At 65.8% G+C, this 22,701-nt stretch carries 15 protein-coding genes; 4 read left to right on the plus strand and 11 right to left on the minus strand.

The annotated features are described in order from the left end of the window. Position 1 precedes the first annotated feature (1 nt). Positions 2 to 1,846, minus strand: coding sequence for a translation elongation factor 4 (gene lepA / locus Q2T94_RS18565; protein WP_264268934.1), 1,845 nt, complete (start codon positions 1,844 to 1,846; stop codon positions 2 to 4). A 134-nt stretch (positions 1,847 to 1,980) separates the two neighbouring features. On the opposite strand from lepA, the gene Q2T94_RS18570 reads away from it, so the two are divergent. Continuing rightward, entirely contained in the window at positions 1,981 to 2,556 is a 576-nt protein-coding gene (locus tag Q2T94_RS18570) for a type II toxin-antitoxin system PemK/MazF family toxin (protein WP_302266109.1), read from the plus strand. 50 nt (positions 2,557 to 2,606) lie between these two features. Here Q2T94_RS18570 and Q2T94_RS18575 read toward each other — a convergent pair whose 3' ends face one another. Next, positions 2,607 to 3,635: an AraC family transcriptional regulator gene (locus Q2T94_RS18575; protein ID WP_302266110.1), complete on the minus strand. Its 1,029-nt coding sequence runs from the start codon at positions 3,633 to 3,635 to the stop codon at positions 2,607 to 2,609. 226 nt (positions 3,636 to 3,861) lie between these two features. On the opposite strand from Q2T94_RS18575, the gene Q2T94_RS18580 reads away from it, so the two are divergent. Beyond that, on the plus strand, positions 3,862 to 5,706 hold the full coding sequence (locus Q2T94_RS18580) for an FAD-dependent oxidoreductase (protein WP_302266111.1): 1,845 nt from the start codon (positions 3,862 to 3,864) through the stop codon (positions 5,704 to 5,706). A gap of 315 nt (positions 5,707 to 6,021) precedes the next feature. After that, entirely contained in the window at positions 6,022 to 6,282 is a 261-nt protein-coding gene (rpsT, locus tag Q2T94_RS18585; RefSeq protein WP_264268938.1) for a 30S ribosomal protein S20, read from the plus strand. Positions 6,283 to 7,080: 798 nt separating this feature from the next. Here the strand turns inward: rpsT and holA are convergent. From holA to Q2T94_RS18600, 3 genes are all read right to left on the minus strand, one after another. Continuing rightward, positions 7,081 to 8,079 carry a DNA polymerase III subunit delta gene (gene holA, locus Q2T94_RS18590; protein WP_302266112.1) on the minus strand — a complete coding sequence of 333 codons (999 nt, stop codon included), beginning with the start codon at positions 8,077 to 8,079 and terminating at the stop codon, positions 7,081 to 7,083. Positions 8,080 to 8,142: 63 nt separating this feature from the next. After that, positions 8,143 to 10,701: a ComEC/Rec2 family competence protein gene (locus tag Q2T94_RS18595; RefSeq protein WP_302266113.1), complete on the minus strand. Its 2,559-nt coding sequence runs from the start codon at positions 10,699 to 10,701 to the stop codon at positions 8,143 to 8,145. Between the two features lie 759 nt (positions 10,702 to 11,460). After that, positions 11,461 to 11,664: a hypothetical protein gene (locus tag Q2T94_RS18600; protein ID WP_302266114.1), complete on the minus strand. Its 204-nt coding sequence runs from the start codon at positions 11,662 to 11,664 to the stop codon at positions 11,461 to 11,463. A gap of 59 nt (positions 11,665 to 11,723) precedes the next feature. On the opposite strand from Q2T94_RS18600, the gene Q2T94_RS18605 reads away from it, so the two are divergent. Then, positions 11,724 to 11,948, plus strand: a complete 225-nt coding sequence (locus Q2T94_RS18605) for a hypothetical protein (RefSeq protein ID WP_302266115.1) — start codon at positions 11,724 to 11,726, stop codon at positions 11,946 to 11,948. A gap of 445 nt (positions 11,949 to 12,393) precedes the next feature. Here Q2T94_RS18605 and Q2T94_RS18610 read toward each other — a convergent pair whose 3' ends face one another. The 6 genes from Q2T94_RS18610 to Q2T94_RS18635 form a co-directional block, all read right to left on the minus strand. Then, positions 12,394 to 13,599 (minus strand): Fic family protein, encoded by a 1,206-nt coding sequence (locus Q2T94_RS18610; RefSeq protein WP_302266116.1) that lies wholly within the window; start codon positions 13,597 to 13,599, stop codon positions 12,394 to 12,396. A 769-nt stretch (positions 13,600 to 14,368) separates the two neighbouring features. Further along, a complete protein-coding gene (locus tag Q2T94_RS18615) occupies positions 14,369 to 15,151 on the minus strand; it encodes a ComEA family DNA-binding protein (protein ID WP_302266117.1) in 783 nt (260 codons plus the stop codon). Between the two features lie 102 nt (positions 15,152 to 15,253). Beyond that, on the minus strand, positions 15,254 to 16,444 hold the full coding sequence (locus Q2T94_RS18620; RefSeq protein ID WP_302266118.1) for a DegV family protein: 1,191 nt from the start codon (positions 16,442 to 16,444) through the stop codon (positions 15,254 to 15,256). Positions 16,445 to 16,466: 22 nt separating this feature from the next. Beyond that, positions 16,467 to 18,983 carry a leucine--tRNA ligase gene (gene leuS, locus Q2T94_RS18625; RefSeq protein ID WP_302266119.1) on the minus strand — a complete coding sequence of 839 codons (2,517 nt, stop codon included), beginning with the start codon at positions 18,981 to 18,983 and terminating at the stop codon, positions 16,467 to 16,469. A 261-nt stretch (positions 18,984 to 19,244) separates the two neighbouring features. Beyond that, positions 19,245 to 20,759, minus strand: a complete 1,515-nt coding sequence (glpK, locus tag Q2T94_RS18630) for a glycerol kinase GlpK (RefSeq protein WP_302266120.1) — start codon at positions 20,757 to 20,759, stop codon at positions 19,245 to 19,247. 72 nt (positions 20,760 to 20,831) lie between these two features. Next, a complete protein-coding gene (locus tag Q2T94_RS18635; RefSeq protein ID WP_302266121.1) occupies positions 20,832 to 22,538 on the minus strand; it encodes a glycerol-3-phosphate dehydrogenase/oxidase in 1,707 nt (568 codons plus the stop codon). Positions 22,539 to 22,701 lie beyond the last annotated feature (163 nt).

A 22,701-nucleotide genomic window follows, 5' to 3' on the forward strand; every position in this document is an offset into this window, starting at 1 on the left:
GCTACTTCTTCTTGGGCTCGTCGGATGACAGGGCGACGATGAAGGCTTCCTGGGGAACCTCCACGCGGCCGACCATCTTCATCCGCTTCTTGCCGGCCTTCTGCTTTTCCAGCAGCTTGCGCTTGCGGCTGATGTCACCGCCGTAGCACTTGGCCAAAACGTCCTTGCGGATGGCGCGGATGGACTCACGGGCAATGATGCGTGAACCGATGGCTGCCTGGATCGGCACCTCGAATTGCTGGCGCGGAATCAGTTCCCGCAGCTTTTGGGTCATCATGAGCCCGTAGGCGTAGGCCTTGTCGCGGTGCGTGACGGCGGAAAATGCGTCGACCTGTTCGCCCTGGAGCAGGATGTCGACCTTGACCAGGTCGGAGACCTGTTCGCCGTCGGCCTTCCAGTCCAGCGAGGCGTAGCCGCGGGTCTTTGACTTCAGCACGTCGAAGAAGTCGAAGACGATTTCCGCCAGCGGAAGCCAGTAGCGGATCTCCACGCGTTCCTCGGAAAGGTAGTCCATGCCGCGCATGACACCACGGCGGGACTGGCACAGTTCCATGATGGCGCCGACGAATTCGTTCGGGGCCAGGATCGTGCCGGCCACCATCGGCTCGTGGACCTCGAGGATCTTCCCGTCGGGGAACTCGCTCGGGTTGGTCACGGTGCGCAGCTTCTTGTCATCGGTCATGACCTCGTACACCACGTTGGGTGCGGTGGAGATCAAGTCAAGGTTGAACTCGGCCTCGAGGCGCTCACGGGTGATTTCCAGGTGCAACAGGCCCAGGAAGCCCACACGGAAACCGAAGCCCAGGGCCACGGAGGTCTCCGGGACGTAGGTCAGCGCGGCGTCGTTGAGCTGCAGCTTGTCCAGTGCATCGCGCAGGGCCGGGTAGTCAGAACCGTCGATCGGGTACAGGCCGGAGAACACCATGGGCTTCGGGTCCTGGTAGCCGCCCAGGGACTTTTCGGCCGGCTTGGCGAAGTTGGTGACGGTGTCGCCGACCTTTGACTGGCGCACGTCCTTCACGCCGGTGATCAGGTAGCCCACCTCGCCGACGCCCAGGCCCTTGCTGGGCTTTGGCTCCGGGGAGGAAACACCGATTTCGAGCAGATCGTAGACGGTGCCGGTGGACATCATCTGGACCTTCTCGCGCGGCGAGAGGTTGCCGTCGACGACCCTGACATAGGTGACAACGCCGCGGTAGGTGTCGTACACGGAGTCGAAGATCATGGCCCGGGCCGGGGCGTTCGGATCGCCGACCGGTGCCGGCAGGTCGCGGACGACCTTGTCCAGCAGCGCCTCGACGCCCATGCCGGTCTTGCCCGAAACCTGCAGGATGTCCTCCGGGTCGCAGCCGATGAGCTTGGAGATCTCGGCGGCGTACTTCTCGGGCTGCGCTGCCGGAAGGTCGATCTTGTTGAGCACGGGAATGATCGTCATGTCATTCTCCATGGCCAGGTAAAGGTTCGCCAGCGTCTGGGCCTCGATGCCCTGGGCGGCGTCAACCAGCAGGATGGCGCCTTCGCAGGCGGCCAGCGAACGCGAGACCTCATAGGTGAAGTCGACGTGACCGGGGGTGTCGATCATGTTCAGCGCGTAGGACTGTCCGTCGACCTCCCACGGCATGCGAACGGCCTGGGACTTGATGGTGATGCCGCGCTCGCGCTCGATGTCCATCCGGTCCAGGTACTGGGCCTTCATATCGCGTGAGGAGACGACTCCGGTGAGCTGCAACATCCGGTCGGCCAGGGTCGACTTGCCGTGGTCGATGTGGGCGATGATGCAGAAGTTTCTGATGATCGCCGGATCAGTCGCGGCAGGCACCGGTGCGGTGCGGGCCATGGGTGACACGTAAGGGACCTCGCTAATGGGGGACGAAAATGTTCAGGGGGGTGCGAAATACTTCGCACAGGCCATTCTCCCATGCTTGGGGCACGGTGTCGCATTGCGACTCAGGAGCATGCCCGAACTGGTAGTTTGACCACATGAAGTTCAACACCGCCTCCATCCTCAGGCTCCTGGGCCGCGCACTCGAATCAGCCCTCAGGGGCGCGGCAAGGCAGCAGCGCAGCACCGGCCGCCCGGCCGGCAATCGCCCCGGCTCCACCTCGACCCGCAGGCGGGACCCGGCCCCGTCTCCGGCCTCGGGCGAGACCGCCAGCTGGGAGTTCGGCGGCTACCCCGGGGACTTCCGGGGTGCGGTAAACGCAGCGTATTCCCCGCGCGCCGACGGACGCCCGGACCCTGGTGAAGTCGTATGGGCCTGGGTTCCCTACGAGGAGGACCACACGCAGGGCAAGGACCGCCCGGTGTTGTTGGTCGGGCGCGACGGCCAGTATCTGCTGGCGTTGATGCTCACCTCCAAGGACCGCAACAACGGGCAGGCCCAGGACCGCGACTATGTGGACATCGGCACCGGTGCCTGGGATCGGCAGGGCCGTCCCAGCGAGGTGAAATTGGATCGGGTCATTCGCCTGCACGAGGCGGGAATCCGTCGCGAGGGCGCGATCCTGGGCCAGCAGGCCTTTAACCGAGTCGCCGAACGACTCGCCGCGGCCTGATTCAACTTCACCGCGAACCGGCGGCAAGATCCGTTGCCTGACCTACCCCCTTAGGTGCCCCACAGCGCCTCGCGGCGAGAAGCCAACGGCGTGATGCCGTAATGGGACTTGAAGGCGCGCGTGAAATAGCTTTGCGACGCGAAGCCGACCTGCAGTGCCACCGCCCCGACCGGCACCGATTGCCTGGCCGGGTCGGTCAGGATGCCGCGGGCCAACTCCAGGCGCCGCTCCCTGATGTAGCTGCCGGATGGCTCTCCCGCTTCTAAGAAGATGCGCGAGAGGTGCCGCTCACTGATGCCGATGGCAGCAGCTATCTTGGCCGTCCCGAGTTCCGGGTCGCACAAATGGTCTTCGATATGGGCATGCGCCGCAGCCAGGTACCCGGCACCGGTCTCCCTGCTTCCTCCTGATACCAGGATCTGGAGCAGGTCCAGGGCGGAGCCTTCGGGACACGGCCGATTCCCTGGCTGCCCGGAGAGTGTGGAGCTAACCAGTCCGGCCAGCGCGCGCATCTGCTGATTTGACGCCGCCCCCTGGCTGAAATCGATGATCCGGGGCTTGAGCAGCGGCTGTCCCGCGGAAAGTTCCAGGTATTCTTCACGCGGGATGGTCAGGACCATTTCCTTCAGTCCCTTGCTGAAACCGCGCATGAACGGGCGGTCCGCGTCGCAGATGATGGCCTGGCCGGGCCTCACGATCTCGTGGCCATCGCGATGGTAGAAGAGCGCCTCCCCGCGAAGCGTGAAGAAGACGGCTATCGCATCCGTGGGATTCCGCCGGATGAAACGTTCGCTGCGTTCCACGACTTGGGCGCTGCCGGTGACGCCGCCAAACCTGAGCGAGCCGTAGCCCAGGCTGACTTCCCTGGCCTCAAGCGGCTCCTCATCAATGGTCCTGATGTCCAGGGGAATAAGCGCCTTGGCGTTGTGGTGCTCCCACAACTCAATCCGATTCGTTGCCGGAATGCCGTTGGTGCTGAAGCGCAGTTGCTTGGCCGGCCTGGATCCGGGCGCAACTGCGCGGTCTTGTCCCTGCTCGGCAACGGATGCCCGTTCGGCATCATCTTGGTTGTGGCCCATGGAGCCACAATTGTATCCGGAATCACAACGGACCAAAAGACGCTACCCCGCCACCGGCCTCCAAGGGTGTCCGAGGGGTTTTGCACTCAGCGGACATCTTTTACAACTGTGCGGCCAGCAAAGCGAAGGGCCACCCACCGTGGGCATGTGAGCTGCAACACTCGTGGCATACCCAGCTCCACCCGCCCCGGGCAGTGAGCACCAGTCCAAGTAAGAGAGGCACGCAATGCCTGTTTTCAACGATGGAATCACCGATACCGTTTCTCCGGAGACCGCGAACGTGGTCCAGACCGACGTCCTGATCGTCGGATCCGGTCCGGCCGGCAGCTCGGCCGCACTGTTCCTGGCCAACCAGGGCATCCCGAACATCATGATCACCAAGTACCGCTGGACAGCCAACACCCCGCGGGCGCACATCACCAACCAGCGCACCATGGAGGTGCTGCGCGATGCAGGCATTGAGGACCAGGTCCTGGCCGAGGCGACACCTCACGAGCTGATGGGCGACACCGTCTACTGCGAGTCCATGGCCGGCGAGGAAATCGGGCGCCGGCCCACCTGGGGGCTGCGCCCGGACCGCCGGGCCGACTACGAACTGGCCTCCCCGTCCATGCCCTGCGACATCCCGCAGACACTGCTGGAACCGATCATGCTGAAGAACGCCACCATGCGCGGCACCCAGACGCAGTTCTCCACCGAGTACCTGGGACACACCCAGGACAGCGAGGGCGTAAGCGTGCAGGTACTGAACCGGCTCACCGGCCACGAGTACACGATCCGCGCCAAGTACCTCATTGGCGCCGACGGCGCCCGCTCGAAGGTCGCCACCGACATCGACCTGCCCATGGAAGGCGCCATGGACATCGGCGGTTCCATGAACATCACCTTCAAGGCGGACCTCGCCCACCTGGCTGCCCACCGTCCGTCGATCCTCTACTGGGTCTTCAACCCGGGCTCCAACATCGGCGGCTTGGGCGCCGGACTGATCCGCATGGTCAGGCCGTGGAACGAGTGGCTGATCTGTTGGGGGTTCGACATCAACGGGGAACCCCCGGTGCTCGACAACGACGAAGCGATCAGGGTCATCCGCAACCTGGTGGGCATCGACGACCTCGAGGTCGAGATCCTGGGCTACTCGCTGTGGGGAAACAACGAGCAATACGCCACGCACCTGCAGAAGGGCCGCGTCTTCTGCGCGGGAGACGCCATCCACAAGCACCCGCCGAGCCACGGATTGGGTTCCAACACGTCCATCCAGGACGCGTACAACCTGTCCTGGAAACTGGCGGCAGTACTCAAGGGCCAGGCCGGCGAGGAGCTGCTGGAGACCTATTCGGCTGAACGGGCACCGGTCGCCAAGCAGATCGTCACCCGCGCCAACGACTCCGGACGCGAGTACAAGCCGATCTTCGATGCCCTGGGAGTCACGGATGCGGCAACGGACGAGGAGTTCATCGAGAAGCTCAAGTTGCGCAAGGAGAACTCCCCCGAAGGCGCGGCACGCCGCAAGGCGCTCCGGGAGGCCCTGGACAACAAGGACTACGAATTCAACGCCCAGGGCACGGAGATCGGCCAGTTCTACGAATCGAGCGCCGTGGTTTCCGACGGCGGCACACGCCCGGAGCCAACGGAAGACCCGATGCTCCACCACCAGAAGTCCACCTATCCGGGACTGCGCCTGCCGCATGCCTGGATCGGAGACAGGGACCGGAAGTTCTCCACCCACGACATCGCCAAGGGCACCCAGTTCACGCTATTCACCGGCATCACCGGACAGGCATGGGCGGATGCGGCGGTCAAGCTCGGCTCCCGGCTGGGCATCGATCTGGTAGCCGTGGTCATCGGCGAGGGCCTCGAGGTGCAGGACCTCTACGGAGACTGGCTGCACCAACGAGAAGTCGAGGAAGACGGCGTTATCTTGGTCCGCCCTGACAAGCACATCGGCTGGAGGTCGCATCGCATGGTTGAAGACCCGCAGGCCGCGCTCTTCGAGGTGCTGTCCTCGATCCTGGGGCGTCCGGCCACCGACACCGGCATATCGATGGAGGACCTGATGGAACTTGCCCTCTAAATAACCGGCAGCTTCTGTGGCACGAACGGCCCCTGACTTCACGGTCAGGGGCCGTTCGTCGTCCATGCGGGGCAACTCCATACATGGCCAAACCTGCGAACCCCGCTTCGCCACGGCAGAAGTAGCTCACAGTCACGGCGGGCGGTAACGACTCGTGATGGCCATCCGAACCTGCTAGTATTATTTCTTGTGTGTCCGCGCAGGTCGACGGGCACTTCTCCCGGGTCGCCATAGGTATCCCCACGCCGCTCAGTCAATGGCCCGGAAGATATCCCTCACCGACCATACAAGCGATGAGCAAGAGAGTTTAATACAGTGGCTAATATCAAGTCCCAGAAGAAGCGCATTCTCACCAACGAGAAGTCGCGCCAGCGCAATGCTGCCGTCAAGTCCGAGCTTCGCACCGCAATCCGCGCAGTGAACACTGCCGTTGCAGCCGAAGACAAGGATGCAGCATCAGCAGCACTCGTTGCAGCTGGTCGCAAGATCGACAAGGCCGCCACGAAGGGTGTGCTGCACAAGAACAACGCAGCCAACCACAAGTCGGCCATCTCCAAGAAGGTTAACGCCCTCTAAGGATTGCTTCACTGAATCGTCAGGCTCCTTTTCCTCCATATCTAGGGGAAAGGGAGCCTTTCGTGTTTAACCACTCATATGGTTCTTCGAAGCCGGGGATCACAGGGGGGCCATGGGAAGCTCCTGCAGTATTCCCGGCCGGGCGATTTTTGTATCACAATGATTGCCGGTACCAGCCGATGCTCCGAATCGACCATGATGACGCCACTGACGTTCTCAGGGAACCTGCACCGGCATGTACCTCGTTGGACCAGGACACGTGGACCAGAACTGGCCGCCTTCGGCAGGTTCCGAATGGATGGCCATAATACTGACGATCGGTGCGGCTGACGGGCGTGCAGCCATCATTCGAATGGCGGTGACATTGCCCGGCCTTACGTTGCCATGCAGGTCCGAATCTTGCGGCATGTAGGGGTAGGACTGCGGAACTTTCCATTTGCCGTCGTCAGATCTCTGGACGGGTTGTGGAGTGCACTCGTCCCCGAAGCAGGCAGCAACCGAGTCCGGCTCGCTGGTAAATTCAAGTTCAACGTCGCCCAGATCCGCGTACCCCACTGCCGGGCACTCGAGACCGGGTCGCACTACAACCAAAACAAGAGCGATGAGAACCCCAAACACGCCAACGGCAAGCACGAATTTCCACCGCCGTTTCATGTGTCGATCCTAGCGTCCCAACCCGCGTATGGCTTGCCCCTTGGATTGGGGTTTGGAAATGGCCGTGGGCATTCCGGTGGTGAGGCCACGTGCAAACTGTCTTGATCGTTTTCGGCCGGCGCCGCGTGGCGTTACCTGCCGTAACTAGCGGCGCGCCGCCAACGAAATCTGGGTAACGGCCCGCTCAACGGCGTATTCCGGGTCACGCGAGGCGCCCTTGACCTGCGAATCCGCCTCTGCCACCAGCCGGATGCAACGGGCAAGGTCATCGACGTTCCAATGCCGAGCTTGCTCCTGGGCCTGCTGGACCTGCCAGGGCGGCATGCCCAGTTCACTGGCAAGCTGCCCGGACGACTTGCGCGCCCCCGCGACCTTCGCGACTTGGCGCAGCTTCATGGCCAGCGTGGCGACAATCGGCACCGGATCGGTGCCCGTGGCCAAGGCGTGGCGCAGCGTGCTCAGCGCGATGTCCGCCCGACCGGCCAGCGCGGCATCGGCGACCTTGAACCCCGTGGCCTCCACGCGACCGCCGTAGTATTTGTCCACCATGTCCTGGTCGATGGCGCCGGTGGTGTCTTGCAGGAGCTGTGAGCAGGCTGCGGCCAGTTCGGACAGGTCGCTGCCCAGGGCGGCAACCAGGGCGCGTGCGCCTTCGGCGCTTAGCTTGCGCTTGGCCGTCCGAAACTCCTGGGTGACGAAGTCGATCTTTTCCGCGTCCTTTTTCAACGGCTGGCAATCAACGACCACCGCGCCGGCGGCCTTGAGTGCGTCAAGCAGTTTCTTGCCGCGCACTCCCCCTCCGTGGTGCATGATCAAGGTGACCTCAGGTGCCGGGGCTTTCGCGTAGGCGAGTGTGTCGTTGAGGAAATCCTCGTTCATGGTGGCCAGCCCGCGGACCTCAATGAGCTTGGTTTCACTGAAGAGCGACGGGCTGGACGCCAGCAGCATTTCCCCGCGCTCGTAGCTGTTGGCTTCAAAGCGGGTCAGTTCGATCTCGGCACCCCCACGCAAGGTGTTGCGCACGGTTTCGAAGGCCCTGGTGGCAAGCAGCTCCTCGGAGCCCTGCAGCAGGATCAACGGGGCGGGCGCCACTGACCGCCATGAAATGCCCGCATTCTTGGATGTGCCTCGTGGCGCTGCCATGATCGACCCTTACATAGTGTTTAACGAACCCCATCGATCTTATCTCCAACGCCAAATGCTTCATCATTCCCCACCCTTTGACGGTCCCCGTGTCGACGTCCGTTCCGCTGTCGGACCCAATGACGAGACCCGAAGCGACTTCCCGTCCCAGCCAACGATGATGGTGCCCCGCAGGTCGGTGCGGAAGACTGCCACGTGGTTCTCCTCGAGTGCCTGCAGGGCCTCATCCGAGGGGTGCCCATAGGTGTTGTCTGCACCCACGCTGATCAATGCCAGAGCCGGACGGACGGTTGGCGCCGTGCGCACGCCACCGTTCTCGGCACCATGGTGCGACACCTTCAAGATGTCGGCGTGTCCGATCAGCCCCTTGTCGATCAGCTGGTCCATGGCCTCATCTTCCATGTCCCCGGTTGCCAGGATGGAAATGCGCCGCTGCAAACCGTCCGCCTCTATCTCGAAGCGGACGACCAGGGACGCGTCGTTTTCTCCCGTGAACACACCGTCCGGGATCGGGCCCAGGACCTTCCAGGCCACGGGGCCTGCGGCTCCGGTCGCCCCCGATCCAAGCTGGCTGGCGGTCACCAGGCTGCCTCGGGAGTCGGTCAGGTGCGGAGGATCCGCGGGGTCGTCAGCAGCCGAGTAGTAGATCTTGTCAACCGGTCGCCGGTCGCCGACCCCCGCAATCCCGCCGTCGTGGTCGGCATGGCGATGTGTGATGAACAGGGCAGCGACCCGCGTGACGCGCATCCGCTTCAGGCAAGCGGCGATGTCTTCGGCTGTTTTGCCCGTGTCAACCACCACCGCCCCGGCATCCCCGGCGTTGATCAGCAACCCGTCGCCCTGGCCTACGTCGCAGGACACCACCATCCAGTCGACGGCCGGTGCCGGTACCAGTGCGGTGAGCGGCAGCAGCAGCCCGAGCAACAACCCCGTCACCACGCCCTGCGCCGCCAGCCTCGTGCGTGATTGCCAGGATCCTGCGGCGGGATGCACGTGACCCAGGGCAAGCAGGGTGCCCAAGACAATTCCCCAGGCCAGCAAGACGCCCGCCACCCCGACCGGCCATGGCCGCAGCGCCCCCGGGAGAGCGGCAATCCAGGTTCCCACGAGGCCCACCACCATGGTGGGCATGCCAGCGACCCACACCAGCGCCATTCCCACCAGCGGGAACACCATCAGGACGACCACGGCGAGCGTCCCTGCCACCGTGATGAGGGAAATGAACGGTGAAACCAGGAGGTTTGCCGGCACCGAGTACAGCGAGAAGGCCGGGCTAAGCGCCACCAGCACCGGCAGGCAGGCGATCTGCGAGGCCAAGGCAATGGCCGTTCCATCGGACACGATGGACGGCACCCACCGATTCAACCGTGCCGCCATCGGCCTGCCGATGATCACGATGCCGGCAGTGGCCAGGACCGAAAGCTGGAATGCCGGCTCACCGGCCAACCACGGATCGATGGCCAGCAGCACCACCACGGCCAGCGTCAGGGCCGCCAAGGCATTCCCGCCGCGGGACGCGTGCAGGCCCACGGCCGCAATGGTGCCCATCACCGCTGCGCGCAACACGCTGGGTTCGTAGCCCACCAGGAACACGAAGCCGAGCAATGCCGCCAGGCCCAAGCCCAGCGTGGGCAACCGACCCAATCCCAGCAAACGGCCGACGGATATGACAAAGCCAAGCACCATCGCACAGTTTGCCCCGCTGACAGCACTGAGGTGGGACAGTCCGGCAACCTTCATTGCTTCCGATAGTTCCTCGTCCGCCCCGCTGCGGTCACCAAACACCATGCCCGGAAGCAGCGCCCGGGCCGGTTGTGGAAGTGCCTCGCTGGCACCGACGAAGCGTTCCCGCATTCCCTGGAAAACGTCCGGCGCCGGCGGGTTGCCGAGGGGCAAGAGATCGGCGGAGGCATTGAGCCAGAAGCGTTGCCTGTCCCCTGGTTCGCTGTTCGAAACCGTGGCGAGCACTTCAACGGTGCTGCCGCCGCGCAGCGGAATGTCCGGTGCCCGGGATTCGGGGTAGCTGAGCCGCACCGGTACCCCCGAGATTCGCCAACTGCCGTTGCCGGCGACCACCAGAGCACGCGCGTCGACGGTGAATTGCCGGTGGGGCCGGGCATCTTCGGAGAACTTGTCAGTTTGCAACGATGCCCGCGGGGCCTCTGCGAACGACAACTGGATGCGAACCGGCGAACCAGCGCGGGCTGCCTGTTCAAGCGAGTCAGGGTTCGTGCCCGCCCCGGTCAAGAACAATTGCGTGAAGACCAGGGCCGCGGCGGCACAGCCAAGGGCGGGTGCGGCAAAACTGGGGGTCGCGGCCGGGCCCAGCCGCCCATGCCGCGGGCGCAACAACGCCAGCAGACCTGCACCGGCCACCAACCACAAACCGACCGCCCAAAATACCTGGTGCAGCTGCCCCAGCTGCACCCCGCCCAACGCCGCCACCCACGCCCCGGCCAACGCCCAGCACCCGCGCAGGTCTACGCGGCCGGGCTCCAGATCCGACTCCCCCTTCGAACGCCGGGATAAGGCTGCATGCATCAGGTCCGCGAGCCCGCCCATGGCGAGTGCCGCGTGCCATTTGCTTTCTGCGGCGTGATCACGCCGCGCGTAGGGGCCCATGCCCTCCAGTGCACACGATTCCGCTGCCGTGCGTTCAGCGTCGGCGCCCGACTGTGGAGAAACACGCCCGATGATCTGGAGAACGAGAAGAGGGGCGCCGGCCGGTTCCCGCACTCCCGGGGTTGGCCGGTCCGATGGGCGATTAAGGTGATTCTGCCGGGCGTTAGCAACTTAAGGAAAAAGTCACATGAGTAGCACTACGGAACAGAATGCTCCCGAGTCACGGAGTCGCCGGATCGACACGCGATTCAGTCCCAGACCTGTCCCGTTCGTTGCGCCCAGGGTAGGACGTCGTCCTTGAACGCGAAATTCGAGTACAGCGTCTCCGCATCCGGTCGTTCATCCCGGCCCCGGAGAGGGAGATCGACTTCTCATACTCGGCACCGAAGATTTCAGAGCTCGTGAGGTTCGGGTACCCCAGCTGTGTCCGATCCCGACCTGCTCGGTGCCCCGCAGGAACGGACCGATTGCATCCCTGGCTGGAAGCTCGCCAACTGCCGCCCAGCGTCCAAGCCAAGTTCCGGATCGTTGGCTTCGCCCAGGCGGACATTCAATCCGCCCCCGCGCTGATCCTCTCCCGTGAAGAGCCCGTCCTTGTAAACGAACGCCACCATGCCCGGCACTTCTTCCACCAGGTACCTCGAGAATTCCTGGGTTCCACCGCCAAGATCAAGCGCCGGAAAACTGCATTGCCAAGGCACCACCGACAAGAATTACTGAAAATGTCCCAGAGCTATTTCGGGATCGCGTGTAGCTTGTTCAAGTCGTCTTGCTGGTGGCGGACCCATCTTCTTTTCCAACTGTATCTCCGCTGACCGCACTGAGGTGGGACAGGCCCGCGACCTTCATCGCCTCGCCCAGCGACTCGTCCGTCCCGCTGCGGTCCCCGAACACCACGCCCGGAAGCAGCGCCCGTGCTGGCTGGGGCAAGGCCACGGCCGCGCCGACAAAACGTTCCGGCATGACCTGGAACACCCCCCGGGGCCGGCGGGCTGCCCACCGACACCAGGTCGGAGGAGGCGTTGAGCCAGAAACGTTGCCTGTCCCCCGGTTCGCTCGCCGAGACGGTGGCCTGCACCGCCACGGTGCTGCCTCCGGCCAGCGGGATTCTCGGGGTCCGCGATTCGGGCAGCGCCCGCCTGTGGAGAACAACGTTGCATTCCGGGATTCGGAGGAGGATGAAGAACGACATCGGCACTGCTGTCGAGGCGAACCTTCGGCTCGGTGTGGATGGTACGCCGACATAGTGGCTCGTTTCGGAAATGCGGACGCTCATATAGGCGCTCGGCGGCAAAGATGCTGGTCGGCATCCCCATTGAGTACTGCATCGAACCTCAGCGCTAGTAATTGTCCCGGGCATCCGAATCCCAGGGATAATCGAGCATCCAGCGTTGCCAGCAATGCCTGTTGGTCGTAGCCCAGGTTCATCGGTGGTTCAGATCCAGGCGGTCGGTCATCGAAGCAGAGTCCGCAGTCGGCCTCCAGGGCTTCTTCGGCACTGCCCCTGGGGCTTCCGCGTCGGGACACCAGTTTGGACGCGGGCAAAGGTTGGGCCCGATGTGCGGTAGATGCGCCTAGGCGCGGCCCACGCTTCGGTTCCCATGCTCCAGGACTCAATGTGTTCCCCGAGATAACTGGCAGATAAGGGCATGTCTAGATCTTTCTGCGAGTGTCGAACGGGCTTTGCGACTCTCAGCCGCGGCGGCGCCTGGCCCGTGCGCCGAACGCATCGAGTGCGGCGAGGATCTCCGGCGCCTGCCAGACACGGTTCCTGCGGCCGGTGTTGGTCTGAGTGAGCACCTCGGCGTCGACCAGCCGGTCGATGGCTTTCTGGGCCGCGACGTCGCTGATCTGCAACTCACCGGCCAGGGTCTTTGCGTTCACCACGGGTTGGCGGAGCAGGTAGCTCTTCGCCTTGTGCACGGATGAGTCGCTTCGGGCCATGATCAAGTCGTCCCAGCGCGCAGCTGCGTCTTGGATGTCTCTCACGAGTACACGGCCGTTCCGGATCGCGGCAAAGGATGCCTCGGCCACGGCGGTGACGATGGCGCTTGTGTTCCCGGCCCGATACTCGGTCAGCGCTCGGAAGTAGGCATCCGTGTCGTAGAGGAGCCCGGCCGAGACGGGCACGGTGACATTGCGGGTCAGGCCGCCGTGGCGGAGCATGCCCTGCAGGAGTGCCCGTCCGGTCCGGCCATTGCCGTCGGGGAAGGGATGGATGGTCTCGAATTGCGCGTGCGCAATCGCCGCCTGGATGAGCACCGGCACGTCCGTGCGCCGGGCGAATGCGACAACGTCGGCCATCAGGCTGGAAACGCGGGTGTGGTGGGGCGGCACAAACGCTGCGGCGTGCGGCGAAATGCTGCCGCCGCCGATCCATACCTGTTCGTTGCGCCAATAACCGACATATTCGGGCGCAGTGTCCCGCAGCAACGCATCGTGCATCGCGATGATCGAGTGCTCATCCAAATGGTCGGACAGCGCGATGGCCGCGGTCATGGCGCGAACGTTTGCGACGACCAAGCGCGCGTTCCCGGACTTCGACTCACCGATCTCCGCGAGGGCCACCTGCTTGGCGCTGGAGGTGAGGTTCTCCACTTCCGAGCTGGAAGCAGACTCGCTTCGCAGCAGGATGGATGCAAACGGGGCGGCCATCGTTCCGGCCTCGGCGTCGAATCGGGCGAGTTCCTGGCTCGCATCATCGGCCAGGGCGATCACCTCGGCGGGCAGAGCAACTGGTGCTGCAGCGATGAGCGGCGGGACGGCGGCCCGGTAGTCGCCGCGGGCCTGGAGCTTGGCCCTACGTGAGGCGACTTCGTTCCCGGCGCGCACCCACGGGCGTGCTTCGTATCCGGTCGCCGGCCAGACGCCGGACTGCTGCTTATCTATGGTCACCATCCAAACATACCAAAGGCTATGCATTTAGCCTTTGGTATGGACGACGCTTGACAACGTTATCAAAGTCGAAACAGCCACACACCCACCGCACAGAACACTTGGTGCAGCTGCAATCCTCCCAGTGCCGCAACTCAGGCACCGGCCAACGCCCAGCACTCGCGGAGATCAACCCGACCGGGCTCGGTATCCGGCTCCGCTTTCGGCCGCCGGGCCATTCGGGCGCGTAAAGCATCCGCCAGCTCGACACGTGCCGGACTTAGATATTATCCGCCACTCGATTCGTTGCACCGATAGCCTCGGCCGCATTGCGACAGCCCACGAGTTGCCGGTCCGCCGAACATGGGCCGCCCGGCCCGACGCGTTGAGGGAAGCCTTCCGCTCGCCCGCCGTCCACGAGCGACAAGCTCCAGCGGGTTGCCGGCACGCTGGGCACCCCCCTGCGCTTGAGCGCGAAATTTCCGGCCAACACCGTCAAGGCCACGGTCACAATGCGTGGTGGACGGCCGTCGGTGCACCACGTGCCCAGACAGTACGTGACGAGCGCGCGCTCCGTAAGGTCGAATTTCCCGGCCCGCACGAAGGCCCCCTGTGGGCAACTCCTGGCCACAGAAGGGAGTTGCTGGACTTCCTGGCCAGGCAGACCAAGGGAACGCAGACCCTCAACTTCCCGGCTGTGCCGGAGCCAAGGGCGGGCATCCCCTTCCGGCCGTCCTTCAGTGACCAAGCAGCCCGGTGACCCTGCCTCCGACATGGCCACGGCCCGGGAAACTCATTCAAAGACCACGTGTTCGCGCAGGTTCCCCATCAGGGCCGGACCAATGCCGCTCACGGCATCAAGTTCGCTGAGGTTCTTGAACGGGCCGTTGGCCTGACGGAATTCCAGGATCCTGCCCGCCAGCGAGGGACCGATGCCCGGCAGCTCCTCCAATTGCGCCTGCTCCGCGGTGTTCACATTGATTTTCCCCGGCGGCGCGCCTGGCCCGCCCGCACCCTCCGAACGGCCGGAATCCAGAGCCCCGGGCACCGAAACCTGCCCGGTCTCGCCACGGCGCGGGATGCGGATTTGTTCGCCATCACGGATCTGTGCCGCCAAGTTGATCGCCTCCGGAGCGGCATCCTTCGCCAGCCCGCCGGCCAGATCCACCGCCTCGAGCACCCTGGATCCCAGCGGCAGGGAGTACACCCCGGGTTTCTTCACGGCTCCAACCAAGTGGACCACGGCGCTCGCACCGCTTCCCGGCGGGCCGGTGGTGCCCGGTTTCGGAGGTCCTTGCTCCGTCTCCGGGGTCTCCCGTGGTTCCGGTGGCGGATCTTGGGCACCCGGCTCCGCCGCGGGATCCGTCTGGCCGCTCTCCGCCACTTCCAAGGGGATGGACTCGGCACCGCTTGGAGCACGCGGCGGCGGGTTGAACAGCAACGAAACCAAGATCCAGGTCAGGGCTCCGAGGATCAGGACAATCGCGGCGGACCTGCCAATGAGCACGCGCAGGCGACCCGGGACCGGAGCCAGGTTGCTCCGTTCGGCATGATCCACCCACTCGTGCGAGCCCATGTCCTCCAGTGCACACGACCCCCGGTGCCGTGCGGGACGGGAACCGCCGGGTTGTGGAGAACCACGGCCCGCGGCAGCCCAAGGTCTGAGGCGGAGAATGCGCTAAGGGGTTCCGGAAGCCTCGGGATTGGCCGGCTCGTCCGGTGACGCCGAGGTTGGCGTGACGGGCGTACCCTGGGCCGAGGGCGAGGCTGTGCGGCGGCGCGATTCCCGCCGCGGCTCAATGTTGCGGGGCCTAGGCACCGGTTTCGCTTTTGGTTCGGGCCTTGGTTTCGGTTCCGCTTTTGTCTTGGGCTCGTGCCGCGTGGGCCCGGGCACCGGGGGTGCGATGCCACCGGAAATCGCCACGGCCAGCACGCCGGCCCCGGTGTGGGCGCCAAGCACTGCGGGGACCGGGACCGCCAGCACTTCCAACAGCGAGGCCCCGGCTAGTTCCTGCACGATCTCCTCGGCGGCGTCCTGGTTCCCGAAGTAGTGCACCGCCAGGCGTGCTTCGGGCCCCCGGGCGGCCGCCTCGTCGCGGGCAATGGCCACCAGTCGGGCCAGCGTGCGCGAATGGGTGCGCACCTTTTCGTGGGCGACGATCTGCCCGTCGCGCACCGAAAGGATCGGCTTGACGTTCAGCAGCGTGCCCAGCACCGAGGCCAGGGTGCCGATGCGCCCGCCGCGGCGCAGCTGCTCCAGTGAGGGGACGGCGAAGTACACGTGGTTTTCGGCGGCGCGGTTGGCCACTGCCTCGAGCTCGGCCAGCGGCGCACCTGCGGCGGCAAGTTCCACGACGTCCATCACCGTGAAGCCCTCTGCCAGGGCCACGGTGAGTGAATCGACGACGGTGACGGGTACCGGCGAGGACTCGGCCGCCAGGCGTGCGGCGTCCACCGTCCCGGAGAGCGCCGAGGAAAGGTGGATGGAAATGATTTCCTTCACCCCGGCATCGGCGAGTTCCCGGTAGGCGCGCAGCATCTGTCCCGGCGCCGGGCGCGAGGTGCGCACCGCTTTGCCCATCGCCAGGCCCAGGGCCAGTTCGGTGGGCACATCGTCGGTGCCCTCGGAGAAGATCTGCTCGTCGACCATCACCGGCATGGGCACCACGCGCAGGAAACGCGCATGCTGCCGCACCCAGTCCTCCGGCAGCGCCGCGGCGGAGTCGCTGACCACGCCCACCGGAACCAGCCCCCGGGCGGGGCGGGCACGGTGGGCGGGATCCGCAACGCGCTGCTTCCAGAGCCGCCCCATCCAACCGCCGGTGCGGGTGGGCCGCTGCGGATTGGGGGGTGGCTGGGAGGCGTCCATATCTGTAGGCTACCTGCCGCCCCTAGGAGGCAGGAACCACGTTCACCAGTTTCGGTGCACGCACGATGACCTTGTTGATGGCAGCGCCGTCAAGGTAGCGGACGACCGCCTCGTCGGCCAGGGCCAGGGCCTCGAGTTCCTCGGCGGTGATGTCGACCGAGACCTCCAAGCGTGCCCGGACCTTGCCCTTGATCTGTACGACGGCGGTGACGGTGTCCTGGACCAGCAGGGCCTCGTCGACCGCCGGCCAGCCGGCGTTGGCGACCGAGGGCTCGTGGCCCAGCGCCGCCCACATGTCCTCGGCCGTGTACGGGGCGAAGAGCGAGAGGATGACGGCCACGGCCTCCGCTGCCTCGCGGACCGCCGGATCCGACGCGCCGGCGCCGGAGTCGATGGTCTTGCGGGTCGCGTTGACCAGCTCCATCAGCTTGGCGACGACGACGTTGAACTTGCCGCCCTCGAGCATGCCGGCCGCCTCGTGCACCGACTTGTGGGTGACCTGGCGCAGCGCCTTGTCGCCGCTGGCCGGGTCGGTTCCCGGGGTGCTGTCGACGTCCTGGGCCATGCGCCAGGCTCGGGCCAGGAACTTCGCCGAGCCGCCCGGGGAGACATCGGCCCAGTCCACGTCGTCCTCCGGCGGGGAGGCGAAGATCATGGTCAGGCGCACGGCGTCGACGCCGAACTTGTCCAGCTGCTCGCCCAGGTCCACGCCGTTGCCCAGCGACTTGCTCATGGCCTTGCCGCCGTTGAGCACCTGGCCCTGGTTCAGCAGCGCACTGAAGGGTTCCTTCACGTCGATCAGGCCCAGGTCGAAGATGACCTTGGTGAAGAAGCGCGAGTAGAGCAGGTGCAGGATGGCGTGCTCGACCCCGCCGACGTACTGTCCCACCGGCATCCAGTCGCGCACGGCCTTCGGGTCGAACGGTCCCTCGGTGTAGTGCGGGGAGACGAAGCGCAGGAAGTACCAGGAGGAGTCCACGAAGGTGTCCATGGTGTCGGTGTCGCGCTTGGCGGCGGCCCCGCACTTCGGGCAGGGAACGTTGACCCAGTCCTCGGCCGCGGCCAGGGGGGACGTGCCCTTCGGGGCGAGCTGTTCGCCGCGCAGGTCATCGGGCAGGCGCACCGGCAGCTGGTCGTCGGGAACCGGGACCTCGCCGCAGTGTGCGCAGTGGATGATCGGGATCGGGGTGCCCCAGAAGCGCTGGCGGCTCAGCAGCCAGTCGCGCAGGCGGAAGTTGACGAACTTCTCGCCGGTTCCGGCAGCCTCGACGATCTCGATGGCGCGGGCGATGCCCTCGGCCTTGGGCAGGCCGTCCAGCTCGCCGGAGTTCACCAGGGTTCCCTCGCCGGCGGTGGCGACACCGGTCTCGGCCGGGTCCTCTTCGCCGGTGTCAAGCACCACGCGCACCGGCAGGTCGAAGGTGCGGGCGAAGTCAAGGTCGCGCTGGTCGTGCGCCGGGACGGCCATGATCGCGCCGGTTCCGTAGTCGGCCAGCACGTAGTCCGCGGCCCAGACCGGCAGCTTCTCGCCGTTGAGCGGGTTGGTGGCGTAGCGGCCGGTGAACACGCCGGTCTTCTCGCGCTCGGTGGCCTGGCGCTCGATCTCGCTCAGCGCCTTGACCTGCTCCTGGTAGGCCTCCAGTGCCTCGCGGTGTTCCTCGGTGACCAGTTCGTTCGCCAGCTCGGCGTCGGCGGCGACCACGAAGAACGTGGCGCCGTGCAGGGTGTCCGGGCGGGTGGTGAAGACAGTGGTCTTGTGGGCTTCCTTGCCGCCGGCGGCCTCGATGACGAAGTCGACGTGGGCGCCCTCCGAGCGGCCGATCCAGTTCTTCTGCATGGCCAGCACGCGCTCGGGCCAGTGGCCCTTGAGCTCTTCCATGTCATCGAGCAGGCGGTCGGCGTAGTCGGTGATCTTGAAGTACCACTGGTTCAGCGATTTCTTGGTGACGACGGTTCCGCAGCGTTCGCAGGCGCCGTTGACGACCTGCTCGTTGGCCAGCACGGTCTGGTCGGTGGGGCACCAGTTCACCGGGTGGTTCTTGCGGTAGGCCAGGCCCTTTTCGTAGAAGCGGGTAAACAGCCACTGGGTCCAGCGGTAGTATTCCGGGTCCGAGGTGTGGATGCGGCGGTCCCAGTCGGCGGAGATCGCATAGCGCTTGAAGCTGGCGGCCTGCGTGTCGATGTTCTTGTAGGTCCACTCGGCGGGGTGGGCGTTGCGCTTGATGGCAGCGTTCTCGGCCGGCAGCCCGAAGGAGTCCCAGCCGATCGGGTGCATCACGTCATAGCCCTGCTGGCGCCAGTAGCGGGAGACGACATCTCCCATGGCGAAGGCCTCGGCGTGGCCCATGTGCAGGTCGCCGGAGGGGTAGGGAAACATGTCAAGCACATAGCGGCGTTCGGCGCTGCCGTCGTCCTTGGGCGTGAAGACCCCGAGTTTGTCCCACACCGGGGCCCACTTGGCTTCCATCTCCTGGAAGCTGTAGGCCGCTGCGGCGGACTCGTTGTCAGCGGTTTCGGTGCCGGTCGGCTGGGTGCTCACTATCGGGTTTCGCCTTCTTCTGTTCATGCGCCTGTGGGTGGAACGTGGCTGTCCTGCTGGTTGCTGGCGTGCATCGGCGGCGTAGGCCCCCTGACACACAAAAGCCCCTTGCATGCAAGGGGCGGCCGCATGGGGGGTGTTTATCCCATGCGGCTAACTTAGCAAGAGCACTGCGTTCATGCCCCATATTCTACCCCACAAGGCGCCGGTCCCGCGGGCGCGCCGGAGGCACGCCCGCCCCCGGGGGCCGTCCGCAGTGGCCTACAGCACGTCCTGATCGACCCAGTCGAAGGTGCGGGTGACGGCCTTCTTCCACAGGCGCAACTGCCGATCGCGCTCCGCCGGTTCCATGGCCGGCTCCCATCTCTTGTCCTCGGACCAGTTGGCGCCCAGCTCCCCGAGGTCCTTCCAGAAGCCGACGGCCAGCCCGGCGGCGTAGGCGGCCCCCAGCGCGGTGGTCTCGGTGACCTTGGGGCGGATCACCGGAACCCCGAGCAGGTCCGCCTGGAATTGCATCAGCGCGTCGTTGGCGACCATGCCGCCATCGACCTTGAGTTCGGTGAGCGGGACCCCGGAATCGGCGTTCACGGCATCCAGCACTTCCCGGGTCTGGAAGGCGGTGGATTCCAGCGCCGCCCGGGCAATGTGGTTCTTGTTGGCGTAGCGGGTCAGCCCCACGATGGCCCCGCGCGCGTCCGCACGCCAGTAGGGGGCGAAGAGCCCGGAGAATGCGGGCACGATGTACACCCCGCCGTTGTCCTCCACGCTGGCTGCCAGTTCCTCGACCTCCGCGGCGGTGGAGATCATCCCGATGTTGTCGCGCAGCCACTGCACCAGCGAACCGGCCACGGCGATCGACCCTTCCAGCGCATAGACCGGTGCGGCGTCGCCCAGCTTGTAGCCCATGGTGGTCAGCAGGCCGTTCCCGGAGCGGACGATTTCCGTCCCGGTGTTGAAGATCAGGAAGCAGCCGGTGCCGTAGGTGTTCTTGGCCTCCCCTGCCTCGAAGGCAGCCTGCCCGAACGTGGCCGCCTGCTGGTCGCCCAGGATCCCGGCGATCGGCACCTCGCGCAGAAGCTGCGAGGTGTGCACGGTTCCGTAGACCTCGGAGGAGGACTTGATGGCGGGCATCATGCAGACCGGCACCCCGAAGTCGGCCAGGATCCCCCGGTCCCACTCCAGCTTCTCCAGGTCCATGAACAGCGTGCGCGAGGCGTTGGTGACGTCGGTGATGTGCACCCCGCCATCGGTGCCGCCGGTCAGGTTCCAGGTCACCCAGGTGTCCGTGGTGCCAAAGAGCAGGTTCCCCGCCTCCGCTTCCTGGCGGGCGCCCTCCACGTTGTCCAGGATCCATTTGACCTTGGTGCCGGAGAAGTAGGGTGCCAGCGGCAGGCCCACGCGTTCCTTGTACCGGTCCACTCCCCCGTCGGCGGCCAGTTCCTCGACGATGCCCTGGGTGCGGGTGTCCTGCCAGACGATGGCGTGGTGGATGGGCTTGCCGGTGCGCCTGTCCCACACCACGGTGGTTTCGCGCTGGTTGGTGATGCCCACGGCGGCAATGTCGTGCCGGGTGAGGTTGGCTTCGGCCAGTGCGATGCCGATGACCTTGCGGACGTTGTTCCAGATCTCCACGGCATCGTGCTCAACCCAACCCGCGTGCGGGAAGATCTGCCGGTGTTCCATCTGCCCCGTGGAGACCACGGTGCCGGCATGGTCGAAGACGATGGCCCGGGAACTGGTGGTGCCCTGGTCGATCGCGATGACGTACTTGTTCATGTCGGTGCCTTTCAAAGGTGCCGTTCAGGGGGGTCGCGCTCGACGGCGGAAAGCGTCGTGCGGTGCGCGGTGTCAGGCGTTGCTCAGGGCCACATGCGCCCCGTGCTCCTCGGTGAGCACGCGCCGGCAGTCATCGACCTGCGCTGCGGTATCGGCTGCGTCCCAGCCGAGCACCGGCGCCAGCGCCTCGGCCACCTGGGCCAGCAGCGACTCGGTCACCCGTCCCCGGAAGGCCAGCGAGGTGCGGCGGATGAACACGTCGGCCAGCGTCCCGACCTGCTCGTGCGTGCCCAGGTAGCGCACCTCGGCCGCGGAGAGTTCCGGACACCCGGGCAGCGTCGGGTCGTGGGGGCCGATGTGCTCCAGCACGGCGTCGGCACGGGTGCCGTAGCGCTGCAGCAGCACCTCGAGCCGCGCCCGCGGCGCCAGTGCGGCGCGCTGGGCGAACCAGGCCTCCAGTTCCGCCGGGGTCTTGGGGTAGTCCTTTCCCCCGCCGATGGGAAGCATGCGGTTGCCGGGGGCCGGGGAGACCCCGAGTTCGGCCAGCACCTTGTTGCCCAGCGCCTTGCCCAGCGCGCGGAACGTCGTCCACTTCCCGCCGACCAGACAAAGCATCGGGGTGCCCCCGGCCAGCCGCGAATGCTCGATCCGGTAGTCCCGTGAGACGAATCCGGGGGCGGTGTTCTCATGGCTCGGCAGCGGGCGCACCCCGGAGAACCTGTAGACGATCTGCTCCTCACCGACCTTGATGGAGGGGAAGACGTGGCCGATCAGCTCGAAGAAGTACGCGACTTCCGCATCGGTGCAGCGCGCCGGTTCCCCCATGTCCGCATCGATGTCAGTGGTGCCCACCAGCACCCGGTCCCCCAGCGGGTAGATCAGCACGATGCGCCCGTCGGAGTGCTCGAAGAAGATCTCCCGCCCGTCGCAGGCGGCCAGCAGCTCGGGGTGGTCCAGCACGATGTGGCTGCCCTTGGTCCCGCCCATGAAACGGCTCGGGGTGCCGATCACCGCATTGGTCTCATCCACCCAGGCCCCGGTGGCGTTGACGATGACCTGGGCGTCGAAGTCGAACTCCTCCCCGGTGAGCTCGTCGCGCAAGTGCGCCCCGCGCTCGCCGTGCCCGATGAGGGTCACATAGTTGCTGGCCCTCGCGTGCGGGTTTGCCTCCAGCCCGTCGCGCAGCACGTCCAGGGTGAGCCGCTCGGGATTGTGCACCGAGGCGTCGAAGTAGGTGGCTGTGTACTTCACGTCGGTCCGCAGCTTCGGGAGCACCGCGAGGGAGGCCTTGGCCCCGCGGAACCGGTGCCAGGGGGTGTTGCGGCCAATGGCCCCGGCGAACAAGTCGTACATGACCAAGCCGATCTTGATCAGCAGCGCCCCGCGTTCGGCCCGCAGCCCGGGTCGGTGGGTCACGAAGCGCAACGGGGCGGCCAGGAGCCCGGAGAAGGTGGAGAAGATCGGGACGGTGGTGCGCAGCGGCTTGACGTAGTGCGGCGCGATCTCCAGCAGCGTGTTGCGTTCCCGCACCGCCTCGTGGACCAGGCGGAATTCGCCGTTTTCCAGGTAGCGGATGCCGCCGTGGATCATGTGCGAGGAGGCGCCCGAGGCACCTTGGCAGTAGTCGCCGCGTTCCACCAGCGCCACGTCGACCCCCTGCAGCGCCAGGTAGCGGAAGGTCGCCACGCCATTGATGCCACCGCCCACGATGAGCACCTTGGCTCCGGGCCGGGCGCGCAGTGCCGCCAGTTGGGATCGGTGGGACGCTGCGGCTTCCACGGTGGGGCCATCCTTCGGTGTTGCAGTGGGCGTAAAGCGTGCTTCACATGGTCTTGTCGACATTACCGGGGCACCGGCGCGACCGCATAGCCCCGCGGGTGAAGCGTAGGCGAATCGTTGCCGAACCGGAGCCGCACATGTGCCCGTTTCCGCGCGCATTCAC

Origin of the sequence: Paeniglutamicibacter sulfureus (assembly GCF_030512175.1) — a bacterium.
GTDB lineage: Bacteria > Actinomycetota > Actinomycetes > Actinomycetales > Micrococcaceae > Paeniglutamicibacter > Paeniglutamicibacter sulfureus.

What these genes read in the sequence shown, in the direction of transcription:
- Q2T94_RS18570 (WP_302266109.1), top strand. Translation starts at nt 1,981, where the DNA reads ATGAAGTTCAACACCGCCTCCATCCTCAGGCTCCTGGGCCGCGCACTC.
- Q2T94_RS18575 (WP_302266110.1), bottom strand. Translation starts at nt 3,635, where the DNA reads ATGGGCCACAACCAAGATGATGCCGAACGGGCATCCGTTGCCGAGCAG.
- Q2T94_RS18580 (WP_302266111.1), top strand. Translation starts at nt 3,862, where the DNA reads ATGCCTGTTTTCAACGATGGAATCACCGATACCGTTTCTCCGGAGACC.
- holA (WP_302266112.1), bottom strand. Translation starts at nt 8,079, where the DNA reads ATGGCAGCGCCACGAGGCACATCCAAGAATGCGGGCATTTCATGGCGG.
- Q2T94_RS18595 (WP_302266113.1), bottom strand. Translation starts at nt 10,701, where the DNA reads ATGGGCCCCTACGCGCGGCGTGATCACGCCGCAGAAAGCAAATGGCAC.
- Q2T94_RS18600 (WP_302266114.1), bottom strand. Translation starts at nt 11,664, where the DNA reads ATGCCGGAACGTTTTGTCGGCGCGGCCGTGGCCTTGCCCCAGCCAGCA.
- Q2T94_RS18610 (WP_302266116.1), bottom strand. Translation starts at nt 13,599, where the DNA reads ATGGTGACCATAGATAAGCAGCAGTCCGGCGTCTGGCCGGCGACCGGA.
- Q2T94_RS18615 (WP_302266117.1), bottom strand. Translation starts at nt 15,151, where the DNA reads ATGGGCTCGCACGAGTGGGTGGATCATGCCGAACGGAGCAACCTGGCT.
- Q2T94_RS18620 (WP_302266118.1), bottom strand. Translation starts at nt 16,444, where the DNA reads ATGGACGCCTCCCAGCCACCCCCCAATCCGCAGCGGCCCACCCGCACC.
- glpK (WP_302266120.1), bottom strand. Translation starts at nt 20,759, where the DNA reads ATGAACAAGTACGTCATCGCGATCGACCAGGGCACCACCAGTTCCCGG.